This window comes from Bacillus sp. Brlt_9 (assembly GCF_051948935.1).
Classification (GTDB): Bacteria; Bacillota; Bacilli; order Bacillales; family Bacillaceae_G; genus Bacillus_A.
This window is the reverse complement of sequence record NZ_JAYJLO010000023.1, coordinates 1-17,546: the sequence shown is the minus strand read 5'-3', so window position 1 is coordinate 17,546 and position 17,546 is coordinate 1. Positions and strand designations below refer to the sequence as shown.

Sequence of the window (17,546 nt, the reverse complement as noted above, 5' to 3'; positions counted from 1 at the left end):
ATATAAAGAAAAGAACGAAACATGTTGTTTCGTATTTTTTTATTTGTTTTAACAAAAAACTAATAAAGACAGTCAAACTATCCTTAGGAAACCTCCTAAGGACTTTTTTATATATTCAAAACCTGTATAATAAAGAGCAGAGAACATTGTGAGTAAAGTAGGTGAAGTCTGTGAGTAAATATGAAATAACAACAAAATCATCTGAGGAAACACAAAGATTATCAGAAAAACTAGGTGAACTTCTAGAGGCGCAAGATGTAATTATTTTAGAAGGAGATCTAGGGGCTGGTAAGACGACTTTTACAAAAGGACTAGCAAAAGGTCTTGGAGTAAAAAGAGTTGTAAATAGCCCTACCTTTAATATTATTAAAGAATATAAAGGAAGATTACCGCTATATCATATGGACGTGTATCGCTTAGCAGAAAGTGAAGAGGACTTAGGGTTTGATGAGTATTTCTACGGTGAAGGAATTACGGTAGTAGAATGGGCTCATTTAATAGAAGCATATTTACCAAATGAGAAATTACAAATTAGTTTATTCCATGCTGGAGATGATACAAGAAACATTGTACTCGAGCCAGTTGGAAATCGCTATATTAGATTATGTGAGGAGCTATTACAAGATGAAAGTACTAGCAATTGATACTTCAAATTACGTAATGGGTGTATCCCTTATTGAAGAAGGAAACGTAATTGGGGAAATCATTACAAACTTAACAAAAAACCATTCTGTACGTCTTATGCCAGCTGTAGAACAACTGTTAAAAGAATGCGGTGTAAAACCGAAAGAATTAACGAAAATAGTTGTAGCTGCTGGACCAGGATCATATACAGGTGTTCGCATAGGTGTGACAGCTGCCAAAACATTGGCTTGGTCGCTTCAAATACCAATTGTAGGTGTATCAAGTTTAGAAGTAGTGGCTGCAAACGGAGCGAATTTTGATGGGTTAATCTGTCCTTTATTCGATGGAAGACGCGGACAAATTTATACGGGGCTATATACATATGAAGGAGAGAAGTTAACTTCTATAGAAGAAGACCGAATTATCCTTATTGTAGACTGGTTGCAAATGTTAAAAGATAAAGGAAAGCCTGTTTTATTTCTTGGTAACGATGTTAAATTGCACAAAGAAACGATTATCGAACATTTAGGTGATCAAGCTGTATTTGCTCCTTTCACTAAAAATAATCCAAGACCAAGTGAGTTAGCGTTCTTAGGATTGCAAAAAGAAGAACAAGATGTACATTCATTTGTTCCTAGTTACCTTCGTTTAGCTGAAGCTGAAACAAAGTGGTTAGAAAGTCAAAACAAGTAGGGGTTTGCAGAGGATGGATATGATATTTAGAAAGATGGAACTCGATGATATCGCTCAAATTGTAGCTATTGAAGAAGTATCTTTTTCAACTCCTTGGACTGCAGATGCCTTTCACCGTGAGTTAACGATGAATGAACATGCACATTATGTTGTGCTAGAAAAAGATGGTCGTGTAATTGGGTATTGTGGATTGTGGATAATTATTGATGAATCACATATAACAAATATAGCTATTTTGCCAGAATACAGAGGTCAAAAGCTAGGGGATGCTTTATTGAAAGAAGTTATTTCCGAAGCGAAAACTCTAGGCGTAAAAACGATGACACTGGAAGTACGTGTATCAAATGAAGTAGCAAAACAGTTATACAGAAAATACGGATTTCAAAATGGTGGAATTCGTAAACGATACTATGCAGACAATCAGGAAGATGGTCTCGTAATGTGGGTGAATATATAATGGAAAAAAATACGATTATACTTGGTATAGAAACAAGTTGTGATGAAACAGCAGTAGCGGTTGTTAAAAATGGAACGGAAATTGTTGCGAATGTCGTTGCATCACAAATTGAAAGTCATAAACGTTTTGGCGGAGTTGTACCAGAAATTGCATCTCGTCATCATGTAGAAGAAATTACAGTTGTGTTAGAAGAAGCTTTAAAAGAAGCCAATATCACATTTGATGATATTGATGCAATTGCTGTAACAGAAGGACCTGGTTTAGTAGGAGCACTTTTAATAGGGGTAAACGCAGCGAAAGCAGTGGCATTTGCACATGATATCCCTCTAGTTGGTGTACATCATATCGCTGGCCATATTTATGCGAACCGTTTAGTAAAAGAAGTTCAATTCCCACTGCTATCACTTGTTGTATCTGGTGGACATACAGAGCTTGTTTATATGAAAGAACATGGTTCATTTGAAGTAATTGGTGAAACGAGAGATGATGCAGCAGGAGAGGCGTATGATAAAGTAGCTCGTACGTTATCTATGCCATATCCAGGTGGTCCTCATATTGATCGCCTTGCACATGAAGGAGAACCGACAATCGATTTGCCTCGTGCATGGCTAGAACCGGATTCGTATGATTTCAGTTTCAGTGGATTGAAATCAGCAGTTATCAACACTGTGCATAACGCAAAACAGCGTGGAATAGAAATTGCACCGGAAGATTTAGCAGCAAGTTTCCAAGAGAGTGTAATTGACGTATTAGTAACGAAAGCTTCTCGTGCAGCGGATGCTTATAACGTAAAGCAAGTGCTTCTTGCTGGTGGAGTGGCTGCAAATAAAGGGCTTCGTGCGCGTTTAGAAGCAGAATTTGCACAAAAAGAAAATATGGAGCTAATTATTCCTCCTTTATCTTTATGCACAGATAATGCAGCAATGATTGCAGCGGCAGGTACAATTGCATATGAACAAGGAAAACGCGCTACATTAGCTTTAAATGCGAATCCAGGATTAGATATTGAAGCATAGTTATACACAAAATTAACCACAGCTTGTGGATAAAATCCATATTATCTGTTGATAATGTGGGTTTTATTGTGTATATAAAATGTTGATAACTTTTTGATTAATTGTGGATAATGTGGAAAAGTTATTTTGAGGTTTATTTTATAAAGGTGGATATGTGTATAAACTTGTGGATAAAACAGGCGAAGTCTGACCTTTAAATCTATCCTTTTTCGGGAAATAAAAACGAAGAAGATATCTCTAAAAAACATTTTGGAATATGCTCTTATTATAAGAGGGGCTAATGTTGTCAAACCTTGTCGGTAAATCGGTATCTCGTGTCGAATTGTTTATGCAATAGAGGTTTAACACAGCTAGAAGATAAAAAGAATGTCCCATCGTCAAAAATCCCGACTGATGAGACATCCTTCTTATTCATACTCCTATAAATGCAATTCTTCCCATTCTGCCATACAAGCATCAAGTTGCTCTTGTAGTGTTTGCTTTTTCGTTGTAATTTCACTAGCCTTTTCATAATCTGCATATATTTCTGGTAAGCAAAGTTGATCTTCTAACGTAGCAATTTCTTCTTCAAATTGTACAATATTTTGTTCTAGTTCCTCGATTTTTCGAGTACGTTGACGCTCTAACTTTTTGCGCTCTTTTTCTTCAAGATAATTTAATTTTTCTGGAGCTACAGTTTTTTGAACAGGTGCCTGATTTTCTTGCTGTTCTTGTTGTTCAAATTCAGCACGTTCAATCATCTCATTTTTCTTTTCAACGTAGTAATCGTAGTCACCTAAATATTCCTGCGCACCTTCTGTTGATAACTCAACAACGGTCGTCGTTACACGATTAATAAAGTAGCGGTCATGTGAGACAAATAAAAGAGTACCCGGATAATCAATTAAAGCATTCTCCAAGATTTCTTTACTATTTAAATCAAGGTGGTTCGTAGGCTCATCGAGAATTAATAAATTCGATTTTTGCATCATAAGTTTTGCAAGAGCTAACCGAGCCTTTTGTCCACCACTAAGAGAAGATACTGGTTTTAGTACATCGTCTCCTGTGAATAAGAAATTACCTAGTATTGTGCGAATTTCTTTTTCAGGCTGCAATGGATATTCATCCCATAATTCATTTAAAACTCGCTTAGAAGATGTTAAGTTAGCTTGTTCCTGATCATAATAACCAATAGATACATTGGATCCGAAAGAAACATCACCATGTAATAGTGGTAACTTATTCACAATGGATTTCAACAATGTGGATTTCCCAATTCCATTTGGACCAACTAAAGCAACACTATCCCCACGAGTTAAGCGCATTGTTACATGTTCAATAATCGGATCCTTATCATAGCCAATAGTTGCATCCTTTACTTGTAAAACATCATTTCCACTTTGTTTTTCGATATCGAAATGGAAGGAAGCCGACTTAGAGTCACCTAATGGTCTTGTTAATAGTTCCATACGGTCTAATTGTTTACGACGGCTTTGCGCACGTTTTGTTGTAGATGCACGAGCTATATTTTTTTGAACGAAGTCCTCAAGCTTAGCGATTTCATCTTGTTGTTTTTCATAACGTTTCATTTCTTGCTCGTATAGTGCTGATTTTAAATCTAAATATTTACTGTAGTTACCAACAAATCGTCTGCTTTCTTTATTCGAAATTTCATATACTTGTGTAACGAGTTTATCTAAGAAATAACGGTCATGGGAAACGATTAGTATTGCGCCAGGATAGCCTTGTAAATATTGTTCAAGCCATGTTAATGTTTCGATATCTAAATGGTTTGTAGGCTCGTCCAAAATAAGTAAGTCTGGTTTCGTTAATAATAATTTACCGAGAGCTAATCGTGTTTTTTGTCCACCACTTAATGTGGAAATTGTCGTCTGGTGCGTTTCAACTGGGAAGCCAAGACCACTTAAAATCGAACGGATATCTGCTTCGTACTGATAGCCACCTTGATCTTTATAATCTAATTGTAATTGGTCATAGTCAGCTAATAATCGTTCATATATAGCCTCGTTTGAAAAGTTTTCTTCTTTTCCCATCTCTTGCTCTAGCCTTCGAAGTTTTGTCTCCATTTGCTGCAAGTGTGTAAAGACGGTTAACATTTCATCCCAAATTGTTAAAGACGTTTCTAACCCGGTATTTTGAGCTAAATATCCGATTGAGACATCTTTCGGTTTTATAATTTCGCCACCATCATGAGATAACTCACCAGCTATTATTTTTAATAATGTAGATTTTCCGGCTCCATTTCGTCCGACTAATGCGATACGATCTTTCGTTTGAACTTCCAATTTTATGTTTGCAAGAATCGTTTCTGCACCGTATAATTTCGAAAGCGCGTTTACTTGTAATAAAATCAATGTTTTCACCTCAAATAATTTCTTAACTTTGCCATGTTTATATTTCTCAATCATACTAAAAATAGTGTATAGTTTAAAATACAGAGAGAATACTTCTTCTTTCTATTATACAAGGAATTTAATAAGTGCTAAACTTCTGTATTTGATTAAAGCATATGAATAAAGATAGGAAGAGAGGAGAGGTTATATGGATCAGCAGAAAATTCCACAAGCCACTGCTAAGAGATTGCCTCTATACTATCGATTTATCCAAAATTTATCTCTATCTGGTAAGCAACGTGTTTCATCAGCCGAATTAAGTGAAGCGGTAAAAGTTGATTCCGCAACGATTCGAAGAGATTTCTCATACTTTGGAGCGTTAGGGAAAAAAGGATATGGATATAACGTAAATTATTTATTATCATTTTTCCGTGAAACACTCGACCAAGATGATATAACACGTGTAGCACTTATTGGAGTAGGTAATTTAGGGACCGCTTTCTTACATTATAATTTCACGAAAAACAATAATACAAAAATTGAAATGGCGTTTGACGTTAGTGAAGAGAAAGTTGGAACAGAAATCGGGGGTATTCCTGTATATCATTTAGATGAATTAGAAGAACGTCTATCAACTGATATACAAGTGGCAATATTAACAGTACCAGCTACAGTAGCACAATCTGTAGCAGATAGATTAGCTGAAACTAGTGTGCATGGTATTTTAAATTTCACACCAGCACGCTTAAATGTGTCAGACAATATAAGAATTCATCATATTGATTTAGCAGTAGAGTTACAAACACTTGTTTACTTTTTGAAGAATTATCCACAATAAAACGCAGAGGTCGCTTCCTCTGCGTTTTATTATTGTTTTTTCTTTGTGAATTTAACTAAGATAAGGCGAAGTGCCAAATTAAAATCAATTGTTGCCATAACTGCAAATAGTATTGTCCACATATTCCAAATTGTATCTGTTACGTTTGTAATGGCGAAGCGGGTAAAGATACATCCTAGAAGGAAGTACAATGCAGCCATGAACAATGGTGAGTTTCTCATAAAAATCCTCCGATAAAGCCTTGCATTTTTTCAGCTTCTTTAATCATTTCTTGAATTTGTTCATTGCTCATTAAAACTTGAGCAACTGCAACTAATGTATTCATTGCAACATGAGCTGCGATAGGGACGATAATACGCTTCGTTTTTACATATAAAAAGGCGAATACGAGTCCCATAGAAGTGTATACCAATAAGTGAGTGAAATCAAAATGAATTGCTGCGAATACGAGAGAACTAATAATAGCAGCAATAAAGAAGTTGAACTTCTTATAAAGTGTACCAAATAAAATTTTTCTAAATACGATTTCTTCCAAAATAGGTCCTATTATAGATATAACAATAAGGAACCAAGGTGTCGTTCTTGCGATATCCATAAGTCTTGCTGTATTTTCAGATCCAGGTTTAATTCCTAATAAACGCATTTCTATCATACCGGCAATACTTTGCGAGAAAAATGCTAAGAAGAACCCGATAAAAATCCAACCGATCGTAGCTGGAACCGAAGAGCGCATTGTATCTAAACGTCTGTCACGAATATCTGTTCTAAGTAACCAAAGTACGATACATAATGCAATAAAGAAGCTAATGATTGCCCAGTGGCCAGTTATGAGTTGGAATTTCTCCTCCCTAGTAAATCCCCTGTTATCATAAAGTCCAGTTTTCAGGAGAAGCGGTAATCCAGCAATGGATGATAACTGCATTAAAATGTATGTAACGATAACCCACCAATATTGTTTTTTCAAATGGTTTAACCATCCTTTCTAACTCTAGTGTATGAGATAAGGTAGGATAACATGTACATATGCTACCTACGATATAAACCTCACGTAAATTATGTTTTTTTCGTAAATCCTTATTTGAAATTATAATAGAAGACAGGAGAAAGTTGTGTGTGTAGCGAAAACAACTTAGGGTGTCCTTTCATATTGTAACATACGAGTAGTGGAAACAACGATTCATATGGTAAAGGTAGAAGAAGATAGACTCTATATAGAAAAGTGTATAGCTGAATTTGCGAAAAAATTATGATTTTTTTACTTGCAAAAGAAATTGAGATTATTTATTATTATAAGTGTGTTAGCACTCGGGTGACTTGAGTGCTAATAAATAAAATTTACATAACAAAATGAGGAGGTTATTGTTCATGCTAAAGCCATTAGGTGATCGCGTTGTAATTGAGCTTGTTCAAGCAGAAGAAAAAACAGCAAGTGGTATTGTATTGCCAGACACTGCAAAAGAAAAACCACAAGAGGGTAAAGTTATTGCAGTAGGTACTGGTCGAGTGCTTGAAAATGGTGAGCGTGTTGCTTTAGAGGTAGCAGCAGGTGATCTTATCATCTTCTCAAAATATGCAGGTACTGAAGTGAAATACGAAGGTACTGACTACTTGATTTTACGTGAAAGTGACATTCTAGCAGTTATCGGTTAATTATATAAATCTTAAAAAATCCAAGGGGGTCAATTATTATGGCAAAAGATATTAAATTTAGTGAAGAAGCACGTCGTTCGATGCTTCGCGGTGTCGACACTCTTGCAAACGCAGTAAAAGTAACGCTTGGACCAAAAGGTCGTAACGTTGTACTTGAGAAAAAATTCGGTTCACCACTTATTACAAATGATGGTGTAACAATCGCAAAAGAAATCGAATTAGAAGATGCATTCGAAAACATGGGTGCGAAATTAGTAGCAGAAGTTGCTAGCAAAACAAATGATGTAGCTGGTGACGGAACAACAACTGCAACTGTATTAGCGCAAGCTATGATTCGTGAAGGTCTTAAAAACGTAACAGCTGGTGCGAACCCAATGGGTCTTCGTAAAGGTATCGAAAAAGCTGTTACTGCTGCAATTGAAGAATTAAAAACGATTTCTAAACCAATCGAAGGTAAATCTTCTATCGCACAAGTAGCTGCTATTTCTGCAGCTGACGAAGAAGTAGGTCAATTAATCGCTGAAGCAATGGAGCGCGTTGGTAACGACGGCGTTATTACTTTAGAAGAATCTAAAGGATTCACAACAGAATTAGACGTAGTAGAAGGTATGCAATTTGATCGTGGATATGCATCTCCTTACATGATTACTGATTCTGACAAAATGGAAGCGGTTCTTGATAACCCATACATCTTAATTACTGATAAAAAGATTTCTAACATCCAAGAAATCTTACCAGTATTAGAGCAAGTGGTACAACAAGGTAAACCACTTCTTATCATCGCTGAAGACGTAGAAGGCGAAGCATTAGCTACATTAGTAGTGAACAAACTTCGTGGTACATTCAATGTAGTAGCTGTTAAAGCTCCTGGATTTGGTGACCGTCGTAAAGCAATGCTAGAAGATATCGCAATCTTAACTGGTGGCGAAGTAATCACTGAAGAATTAGGCCGTGACTTAAAATCTGCTACAATTGAATCTTTAGGACGCGCTGGTAAAGTTGTTGTAACGAAAGAAAACACAACTGTAGTTGAAGGTATCGGAAATACACAACAAATCGAAGCTCGCATCGGTCAAATCCGTGCGCAATTAGAAGAAACTACTTCTGAATTCGATCGTGAAAAATTACAAGAGCGTCTTGCAAAACTTGCAGGTGGCGTAGCAGTAATTAAAGTAGGTGCAGCAACTGAAACTGAGTTAAAAGAGCGCAAACTTCGCATTGAAGATGCACTTAACTCAACTCGTGCAGCAGTAGAAGAAGGTATCGTTGCAGGTGGTGGTACTTCACTTATGAACGTATACACGAAAGTAGCTTCTATCGTAGCTGAAGGCGACGAAGCAACAGGTATCAACATCGTACTTCGCGCGCTAGAAGAGCCAGTTCGTCAAATCGCAATCAACGCTGGTCTAGAAGGATCTGTAGTTGTAGAGCGTCTAAAAGGCGAAAAAGTAGGCGTTGGTTTCAACGCAGCTACTGGCGAGTGGGTTAACATGCTTGAAACTGGTATCGTAGATCCAGCTAAAGTAACTCGCTCTGCACTTCAAAACGCAGCATCTGTTGCAGCTATGTTCTTAACAACTGAAGCTGTAGTAGCTGACAAGCCAGAACCAAATGCACCAGCAATGCCTGACATGGGCGGCATGGGCATGGGCGGTATGGGCGGAATGATGTAATAAGCATCACTCTGTGAAGCTGTGCAATGTATAAATAGTTAATTAGAAGAAGGCTACTTCCTTGATGAGAGGAGGTAGTCTTTTTTGTGTTTTTAAAATTTGCATAAAAGGAATTTCTTGAAGACCGTAAGTTTGGGAATATAACGAGGGTAAATATCAAAATTATGAGGTTCTATTAGGCAGTTTTATTAATTACTGTCACGATAATGACATTTTGAATGTTGAAGAAGTTAAAACTCTTTATGTGAAAAGCTATGTACGTTATTCCAAGATAAAAGTAATACAGCTAAAACAATAAATACGAAGTTACAGTGTATTTGGGCATTTACGTGGAATAAATCATCCTGAAAAAGTGAAAATGAAACGAAACCTCAAATGTTTAATGTGTTTAGGGAATTTGATAAGATTGCAGAAGAACTAATGCACGCTGCTGAAAAGTTTCGTAATGCTGATGAACGTTATGATGGTAATTTAGTTGATAGAAGTTTATCTAATGAAAAGATAGAAGCAGGAGCAATGGGCGACAAACCCTCTGAAAAATCTATGCTGAGAAAAATTTGGGATGGTATATACGTTGGCTCTGGGCAAGTTATTGGGGAGATTGTAGAAGGATTTAATTCATTAGACGATACAGTAACAAAGGAAAATATTAAGTATGCTATAGGTCACCCTATAGAGACAGTTTCTACCGCTTGGAATACTGTTTCGGATTCATTTATGAATGATTTTTGGCATGGTGATGCGGAAAGTCGTACGAAATGGAGAACAAGTATTTTTATGGGACTTGGCTTGGGCTGGCTTGGTGATAAAGGAATAAGTAGAGTAGGGAAAGTAACTACATTAGGGACAAAAGCAGAACAGAGTATTTCTCATTTTTCAAATAAATTACAAATGAGAGACCCCTTTGCTTATGCGGGTGATTTTAGAGATGTTCCAAAAACTTCTTTTAATTCTTTAGAAGAAGCACGAAATACATTTATGTTTGCTAATCCTGGTAATTTAAATACACCTAGATTCCAAGAATACATTAGCCAAGTAGAAGAAATTACAAATAGGAAAATCCCTGAAAACCAAAAGGAATTACTACAGGAATCTTTAAAAAATAATGGTTATGAACGACTAAGTAAAGAAGAAGTAGCAGCGAGAAGAGAAGAATTTAATAGACTGCGAGAAGATTTAATTAAAGAATGGGAACTTAAGACAGAGCAAAAATGGCCTACTTATGAAGAAGAAATCCTTTCAAGAAGGGGTAGAGTACTAAGAAGAGTTGATAGACCGTATGATGCACATCATTTGGTAGAAAATGCATATGGCGGGGAACATGAATGGTGGAATATACATCCAGCTAGATATCCTGATGAACATCAAGGTGGAATCCATGCAAAAGATACAATTTCAAGGGAAATCTTTAAATGATAAATAATGGAGGTAAATAAGCAATGTTTAATTTTTTGAAAAAGCATATTGTAGCAGACGAAGGCATTAAATCTAATCAAACCCCTATTCTTTACCCTTTACCAAAAGAAGAGATAGCAGAAGCAGAGGATTTATTAAAAATGCAGTTCCCTAAAGAACTAAAACGTTTCTATGAAGAAATTGGTTATGGATTTTTAAACACCAACAGAAATTTAATCAATAGATTTATGGACCCAATTTCAGTTGCGGATTTTCGTTTAAGACAGGATATTTATGAACATAATCCAAACTTAGATGATACAGACGATGAAGAATCATTGGTGTTTTTCGAAATTACGGAAATTAGTTTTTTAACAATTAAATTTAAAGAAGAAAATGAATTAGGACAGTGTCCCATTTACTCTGAGAACATAAAAATAGCGGATTCTTTAGAAGAATTTTTAATTAAAATGGATGAAAACCCTGATTATTATATTTAATCTTATTAATAATTGCTTTAAGACTTAGGACTTGAAAAATAGCTAATCGTGAATAACAAAAAGCTTATGTATAACTTGCATAGGCTTTTATATTGTCTATTAACTCTTTTGTTTGAGTTGTATTTATGTCAGCGTAAGAGCTAGAACAGGTCGATGAAATTTTTTATACGGATAGGTAAAAAATAGGAACAAACTGATGATACGACTTTAGCTGTAGTAGCTGACAAGCCAGAACCAAATGCACCAGCAATGCCTGACATGGGCGGCATGGGTGGAATGATGTAATTCCGTTCGCCCCGAAAACATCCACTTCTATATAGAAGTGGATGTTTTTTTATGTTTTTGAGAGGAAGAATTTAATTTCTGTAGAATTTTGTCGCTTTCTCTCTTGACCATATTGATACTTCATTGTTAGAATCTAGGAAGATAATATAAAACGATCCTTCATATATCCTCAAAGATAAGGTTTGAGAGTCTCTACCGGGTTACCGTAAACAACCTGACTATGAAGGCAGTGTGTCTTATATTTATAAAGAGCGGAGACTATCTTTCTTTATAAAGCCAGACCCCTGCCTTTTCTTTGTTATGAGACTGGAGGCGGAGGACTGGCTTTTTTTATTATATTAGTAATGCTTTTTGCCAAATTGGTGAAAATATTTATATACGAGAACTAACGTTGGGGTGATTATTTTGAAGAAGCAGCATGATACAATTATCGTTTTAGATTTTGGGAGTCAGTACAATCAGTTAATAGCACGTCGAATTCGTGAGTTCGGTGTATACAGTGAACTTCATCCACATACAATTACTGCAGAAGAAATTAAAGCAATGAATCCAAAAGGGATTATCTTCTCTGGTGGACCAAATAGTGTATACGGTGAAGGCGCATTACATTGTGATGAAAAAATCTTTGAACTAGGATTACCGATCTTCGGTATTTGTTACGGTATGCAGCTTATGACACAACACTTCGGTGGTAAAGTAGAACGTGCAAACCACCGTGAGTACGGAAAAGCTGTTCTTAAAGTAGAGAACGAATCAAAATTATATGCAAACCTTCCAGAAGAGCAAGTTGTATGGATGAGCCATGGAGACTTAGTAACTGGTTTACCTGAAGGATTCGTAGTAGATGCAACAAGTGAGTCTTGTCCAATTGCTGGTATGAGCAATGAAGACAAAAACTTATACGGTGTACAATTCCACCCAGAAGTACGTCACTCTGAGCACGGTAACGATTTAATTAAAAACTTCGTATTCGGCGTATGTGGTTGTTCTGAAGGATGGAACATGGAGAACTTTATCGAAGTAGAATTAGAGAAAATCCGTGAAACTGTTGGAGACAAAAAAGTACTATGCGCACTTAGTGGCGGTGTAGACTCTTCTGTTGTGGCAGTGTTAATTCATAAAGCAATCGGCGATCAATTAACTTGTATCTTCGTTGACCACGGTTTACTTCGTAAAGGCGAAGCAGAAGGCGTTATGAAAACATTCAGCGAAGGCTTCCATATGAACGTTATTAAAGTGGATGCAAAAGAACGCTTCATGAACAAGTTAAAAGGTGTAGAAGATCCAGAACAAAAACGTAAAATCATCGGTAACGAATTCATTTACGTATTTGATGATGAAGCTTCTAAATTACAAGGAATGGACTTCTTAGCACAAGGTACACTTTACACAGATATCGTTGAGAGTGGTACGGCAACTGCACAAACAATTAAATCTCACCATAATGTTGGTGGACTTCCAGAAGACATGCAGTTCAAATTAATTGAGCCTTTAAACACGTTATTTAAAGATGAAGTACGTGTATTAGGATCTGAACTAGGAATTCCTGATGAAATCGTATGGCGTCAACCATTCCCAGGCCCGGGTCTTGGTATTCGTGTATTAGGTGAAATCACAGAAGAGAAATTAGAAATTGTTCGTGAATCTGATGCGATTTTACGTGAAGAAATCATTAAAGCAGGCTTAGACCGCGAAATCTGGCAATACTTCACTGCGCTTCCTGGTATGCGTAGCGTAGGTGTTATGGGTGACGAGCGTACTTACGATTACACAGTAGGTATCCGCGCAGTAACATCTATCGACGGTATGACAGCTGATTGGGCACGTATCCCTTGGGACGTATTAGAAAAAATCTCTGTACGTATCGTAAACGAAGTAAAACACGTTAACCGTATCGTGTATGATGTAACGAGTAAGCCACCAGCAACGATTGAGTGGGAATAGTATTATAAAAAAAGATCCATCTATTGCACATGCATAGATGGATCTTTTGTGTTTTTAAGCTTAATACGAACGAAAATATAAAAGTTTATAAAAATGTTCGTTTTTTAATTGACAAAAACACATTCAAGAGTTAATATGAGTATGTAATTCAAACGAAAAGTGAATATTATGCCGTCGTATAATATCGGGGATATGGCCCGAAAGTTTCTACCTAGCTACCGTAAATGGCTTGACTACGAGGCGTTTTTATAAAGGTGAGGGGAATCTTATCTTTATTCATAGAACGCTTCCATGTATATGCAATGGAAGCCTTTTTTATTTTTAATAGATAAAAGAGGGCTAGGGAGATTACGGCGAGTAATCATATAACGGGGGAAACGTAAGATGAAACGCTATTTTCAGTTTGATGAACTCGGCACAAATTATAAAACAGAGTTCATAGCAGGTTTAACGACATTCTTATCTATGGCTTATGTACTATTTGTCAATCCTGCTACGCTGTCACTTGGAAATGTTAAAGGGTTACCAGCAGGTACAGGGATGGATCCAGGTGCAGTATTCGTTGCTACAGCATTAGCAGCGGCGATTGGTTCGTTGATTATGGGGATATTCGCAAAGTATCCAATTGCTTTAGCGCCGGGTATGGGAATTAACGCGTTCTTTGCTTATACAGCAGTGTTAACGATGGGTATTCCGTGGCAAACAGCAATTGCTGGAACATTAATGTCAGGTATTATCTTTATTATTCTTACAGCTTCAGGTATTCGTGAAAAAATCATTAATGCAATTCCATCAGAGTTGAAGTTTGCAGTAGCGGCAGGTATCGGATTGTTCATTGCATTCCTTGGATTCCAAAACGCCGGAGTTATCGTGAAAAATGATGCTGTTCTTGTTGGGTTGGGGGATTTAACAAAGGGCACAACGTTACTAGCAATCTTCGGGGTTGTTACGACAATCATCTTCATGATTAAGAAAATAAATGGTGCAGTTTTCTACGGCATGATTCTTACAGCCATCTTAGGAGTAGCAACAGGATTAATTGATACTCCGAAAGCTGTAGTGGGAGCAATACCGAGTCTAGAACCAACGTTCGGTGCGGCGTTAACGCACTTTGGAGATATTTTCACTGTTGAAATGGCGATTGTTATTATAACGTTCTTCTTTATCGATTTCTTTGATACAGCAGGTACACTTGTAGCAGTTGCGAATCAAGCGGGATTAATGAAGAACAATAAATTACCACGTGCAGGAAAAGCGTTATTCGCAGATGCGATTGCAACTGTAATCGGTGCGATCTTAGGTACATCAACAACAACGTCTTATATTGAATCTTCTGCTGGGGTAGCAGCGGGTGGCCGTTCTGGATTTACAGCAGTTGTAACAGCAGGATTCTTCTTATTGGCACTATTCTTCTCGCCATTATTAAGTGTTGTAACACCAGCTGTAACAGCGCCAGCGTTAATTATTGTAGGAATCTTAATGGTTTCATCTTTAGGCGAAATTGATTGGAAGAAATTCGAGATTGCAGTACCAGCATTCTTTACAATCATTTCAATGCCACTTACGTATAGTATTGCGACAGGGATTGCAATCGGGTTTATCTTCTATCCAATTACAATGGTAGTAAGTGGTCGTCGTAAAGAGATTCATCCAATTATGTATGTTATGGGAGTTTTATTCGTACTATATTTCATCTACGTTCGTAAATAAAAGGGGTTTTTGAAAGGTCTAGACTTAAGGGGAGTCTAGACCTTTTTTGCGTCTTCAGAAAATCTTAAGGATTTCCGAGCGTTTTTCTTCAGAAGTTTTCCTATAATAGAAGTTAGGGATTAAAAAAGTGATGGGGGAGATATTGTGGCAAATGAAACAATACTTGTCGTAGATGATGAAAAAGAAATTCGAAATCTAATTACAATCTATTTAAAGAATGAAGGATATAAAGTATTGCAAGCGGGAGATGGAGAAGAAGGGTTACGTTTACTAGAAGAAAATGAAGTGCATTTAGTCGTATTAGATATTATGATGCCGAAAGTAGATGGTATTCATATGTGTATGAAAGTAAGAGAATCGAAAGAAATGCCAATTATTATGCTTTCTGCGAAAACGCAAGATATGGATAAAATTTTAGGGTTAACAACAGGTGCAGATGATTATGTAACGAAACCATTTAACCCGTTAGAGTTAATCGCCAGAATTAAATCTCAGTTACGTCGTTATATGAAAATGAATGGTTTCGCTATTCAAAATGAGGACGAGTTAGAAATTGGAGAGATGAAAATAAACATCTCAACCCATAAAGTCATTGTGGATGGAGAAGAAGTGAAACTGACGCCAAGGGAATTTTCGATTTTAGAATTACTAGCTCGTAATCCGGGTATGGTCTTTAGTGCGGAACAAATTTATGAAAAGGTTTGGAACGAAAGGTCTTTTCAGTCGGATAACACGGTAATGGTCCATATTAGGAAAGTGCGTGAAAAGATTGAAGAGAATCCAAGGAAGCCAATATATATAAAAACAGTATGGGGAGTGGGGTATAAGATTGAAAAAGATATTTAATCCATTTACTTATGTTAGGAAATTTCGAGAGTTAATCGGAAAGCTAGTGAAGAGTGTGAAACGGAGTGTGCGGATTCAACTTATTACTGCGTTCACTGCTTGTGCGTTATTAGGACTTTTGTCAGCGAAGGCAGCAGCGCCGTTTTTTGAGAATGCGAATCGAGAGGCGACGATCGATTATCGGACTGGTATGGAACAAATTAACCAACAAGCACAAAGTGTGGCAAATAGTTCAGTTCATGAAAATAAATTAGAAGCTATATCAAGTATGATTGAAATAGAGAATCAAAATTTAGAACGAGACTCTAGAGCTTTAAAAGTATTGGTTACTGACGAGAGTGGTAAAGTTTTATATAAAACGAAGCAGGCACAAGAAGAACAAATTGATTTGCATAATACAATTCGTAATGCATCATCGTTTGCGATTAATTATATGAATGGTAGAAAAGAATTTGAAAGTACGAGAAAAGAATTTATAGCCTTTGCGCCTATTACAATAGAAGATAAGAATTTATACATGTTTGTTAGTGGGATTCCAGAAGGTGAAGTAATATATGATACGCAAGAAGGACCATTCCCATTTTTAATTGGTGTACTCGTATTCATTTTCTCTTTCTTCTATATAACAAAGAGAAAGATGAAGCAAATTGAAGCGATGGCAGAAGGTGTAAAGGAAATAGAAAAAGGTAATTTAGCGTACCGTATTGAGAAGAAAGGTGAAGACGAGATTGCGTCTTTAACTGAGAATATTAATAATATGGCAGAAGAGCTTATGAATAATATAGAAAAGGAACGTAAATTAGAGAAGCAAAAGAACGAACTTATTACGAATGTATCTCACGATTTACGTACACCACTTACTTCTATTATGGGTTACTTACGATTACTTCGAGATTCTAAATATGAAAATAAAGAACAACATGATGAGTATACGAGAATTGCTTTTGCAAAGTCGGAGCAGTTAAAGAATTTAATAGAAGATTTATTTGAGTATACGAAGTTAACAAATGAGCAAGTTATATTAGAAAAACAAGAGGTTTGTATAAATGAGTTACTCGAGCAATTAATAGAAGAGTTAGTACCGCAAGCAGAAGAGCATGGACTTACGTTTGTTAAGAAGTTTCCTGAGGAACGTGCCTATGCAGCGGTTGATTCGGAAAAGATGGTCCGTGTATTTGATAATTTATTAATGAACGCGATTAAGTATAGTAAAGATGATGGGGAGATAAAAGTTTCTCTTCAAAGGCAGCGCCGGGATATACAAATTGTAATTGCGAATCATAGTGAAGAGTTTACGAGAGAAGAGTTAGGGAGTTTGTTTGAACGCTTCTATAAGAAAGATCAATCTAGAAGTAGAGTAACAGAAGGGTCGGGACTTGGATTAGCGATTGCGAAAAGTATTGTTGAATTGCAAGGTGGTAGTATTCGAGCAGAATATGGGGATGGTATTATTCAATTTATCGTCTCGTTACCAATTATAGAAAAATAATAAACGAATAGAATGATATATGATAAAAAGGCTTATTTTAAAATAAATAAGCCTTTTTATATTTTTTTAGAAAAACATGTTGACGGTTGTAGG

16 protein-coding genes, 1 pseudogene and 2 riboswitches are annotated in these 17,546 nt (G+C 36.4%); of the genes and pseudogenes, 14 read left to right on the top strand and 3 right to left on the bottom strand.

Going from position 1 to position 17,546, the window contains the following annotated elements:
- The first annotated feature begins 170 nt into the window (after positions 1 to 170).
- From tsaE to tsaD, 4 genes are read left to right on the top strand one after another with little or no spacing between them, the layout of a single operon-like run.
- Entirely contained in the window at positions 171 to 644 is a 474-nt protein-coding gene (gene tsaE, locus VF726_RS31175; RefSeq protein WP_440174089.1) for a tRNA (adenosine(37)-N6)-threonylcarbamoyltransferase complex ATPase subunit type 1 TsaE, read from the top strand.
- A complete protein-coding gene (gene tsaB / locus VF726_RS31170; RefSeq protein ID WP_048528495.1) occupies positions 625 to 1,317 on the top strand; it encodes a tRNA (adenosine(37)-N6)-threonylcarbamoyltransferase complex dimerization subunit type 1 TsaB in 693 nt (230 codons plus the stop codon). Before tsaE ends, tsaB begins: the two co-directional genes overlap by 20 nt.
- A gap of 13 nt (positions 1,318 to 1,330) precedes the next feature.
- Positions 1,331 to 1,774 carry a ribosomal protein S18-alanine N-acetyltransferase gene (rimI, locus tag VF726_RS31165; protein ID WP_440174088.1) on the top strand — a complete coding sequence of 148 codons (444 nt, stop codon included), beginning with the start codon at positions 1,331 to 1,333 and terminating at the stop codon, positions 1,772 to 1,774.
- Entirely contained in the window at positions 1,774 to 2,790 is a 1,017-nt protein-coding gene (gene tsaD / locus VF726_RS31160) for a tRNA (adenosine(37)-N6)-threonylcarbamoyltransferase complex transferase subunit TsaD (protein ID WP_440174086.1), read from the top strand. Before rimI ends, tsaD begins: the two co-directional genes overlap by 1 nt.
- A gap of 419 nt (positions 2,791 to 3,209) precedes the next feature.
- Here tsaD and VF726_RS31155 read toward each other — a convergent pair whose 3' ends face one another.
- The gene (locus tag VF726_RS31155; protein WP_440174085.1) at positions 3,210 to 5,144 is read right to left on the bottom strand and encodes an ABC-F family ATP-binding cassette domain-containing protein; all 1,935 of its coding nucleotides are present in this window, start codon (positions 5,142 to 5,144) and stop codon (positions 3,210 to 3,212) included.
- Positions 5,145 to 5,331: 187 nt separating this feature from the next.
- Between VF726_RS31155 and VF726_RS31150 the strand changes: the two genes are divergently transcribed.
- Positions 5,332 to 5,961 carry a redox-sensing transcriptional repressor Rex gene (locus VF726_RS31150; RefSeq protein ID WP_087956277.1) on the top strand — a complete coding sequence of 210 codons (630 nt, stop codon included), beginning with the start codon at positions 5,332 to 5,334 and terminating at the stop codon, positions 5,959 to 5,961.
- Between the two features lie 29 nt (positions 5,962 to 5,990).
- Here the strand turns inward: VF726_RS31150 and VF726_RS31145 are convergent, their stop codons facing one another.
- Together VF726_RS31145 and VF726_RS31140 are read right to left on the bottom strand one after the other, a co-directional pair.
- Positions 5,991 to 6,182, bottom strand: a complete 192-nt coding sequence (locus tag VF726_RS31145) for a YdiK family protein (protein ID WP_001246201.1) — start codon at positions 6,180 to 6,182, stop codon at positions 5,991 to 5,993.
- On the bottom strand, positions 6,179 to 6,925 hold the full coding sequence (locus tag VF726_RS31140; protein WP_087956278.1) for a CPBP family intramembrane glutamic endopeptidase: 747 nt from the start codon (positions 6,923 to 6,925) through the stop codon (positions 6,179 to 6,181). The genes VF726_RS31145 and VF726_RS31140 overlap by 4 nt, the downstream gene beginning before the upstream one ends.
- 401 nt (positions 6,926 to 7,326) lie before the next feature.
- Here VF726_RS31140 and groES point away from each other — a divergent pair, with 401 nt between their 5' ends.
- From groES to VF726_RS31095, 9 genes and pseudogenes are all read left to right on the top strand, one after another.
- A complete protein-coding gene (groES, locus tag VF726_RS31135) occupies positions 7,327 to 7,611 on the top strand; it encodes a co-chaperone GroES (protein WP_000917306.1) in 285 nt (94 codons plus the stop codon).
- 38 nt (positions 7,612 to 7,649) lie between these two features.
- Positions 7,650 to 9,284 (top strand): chaperonin GroEL, encoded by a 1,635-nt coding sequence (gene groL / locus VF726_RS31130; protein WP_440174080.1) that lies wholly within the window; start codon positions 7,650 to 7,652, stop codon positions 9,282 to 9,284.
- 375 nt (positions 9,285 to 9,659) lie between these two features.
- A complete protein-coding gene (locus VF726_RS31125; protein WP_440174078.1) occupies positions 9,660 to 10,700 on the top strand; it encodes a hypothetical protein in 1,041 nt (346 codons plus the stop codon).
- A 23-nt stretch (positions 10,701 to 10,723) separates the two neighbouring features.
- Positions 10,724 to 11,179 (top strand): SMI1/KNR4 family protein, encoded by a 456-nt coding sequence (locus tag VF726_RS31120; RefSeq protein ID WP_000481693.1) that lies wholly within the window; start codon positions 10,724 to 10,726, stop codon positions 11,177 to 11,179.
- A gap of 201 nt (positions 11,180 to 11,380) precedes the next feature.
- Positions 11,381 to 11,464 (top strand): annotated as a pseudogene (locus VF726_RS31115) (hypothetical protein); the annotation flags it as partial.
- 139 nt (positions 11,465 to 11,603) lie between these two features.
- Positions 11,604 to 11,705, top strand: a riboswitch (purine riboswitch).
- A 164-nt stretch (positions 11,706 to 11,869) separates the two neighbouring features.
- Positions 11,870 to 13,408 (top strand): glutamine-hydrolyzing GMP synthase, encoded by a 1,539-nt coding sequence (gene guaA / locus VF726_RS31110; RefSeq protein ID WP_128975892.1) that lies wholly within the window; start codon positions 11,870 to 11,872, stop codon positions 13,406 to 13,408.
- 154 nt (positions 13,409 to 13,562) lie between these two features.
- Positions 13,563 to 13,664: riboswitch (purine riboswitch) on the top strand.
- A gap of 128 nt (positions 13,665 to 13,792) precedes the next feature.
- Entirely contained in the window at positions 13,793 to 15,118 is a 1,326-nt protein-coding gene (locus VF726_RS31105; protein WP_087956279.1) for an NCS2 family permease, read from the top strand.
- A 144-nt stretch (positions 15,119 to 15,262) separates the two neighbouring features.
- Positions 15,263 to 15,964, top strand: coding sequence for a response regulator transcription factor (locus VF726_RS31100; RefSeq protein ID WP_087956280.1), 702 nt, complete (start codon positions 15,263 to 15,265; stop codon positions 15,962 to 15,964).
- Entirely contained in the window at positions 15,948 to 17,453 is a 1,506-nt protein-coding gene (locus VF726_RS31095) for an ATP-binding protein (protein WP_440174076.1), read from the top strand. Before VF726_RS31100 ends, VF726_RS31095 begins: the two co-directional genes overlap by 17 nt.
- Positions 17,454 to 17,546 lie beyond the last annotated feature (93 nt).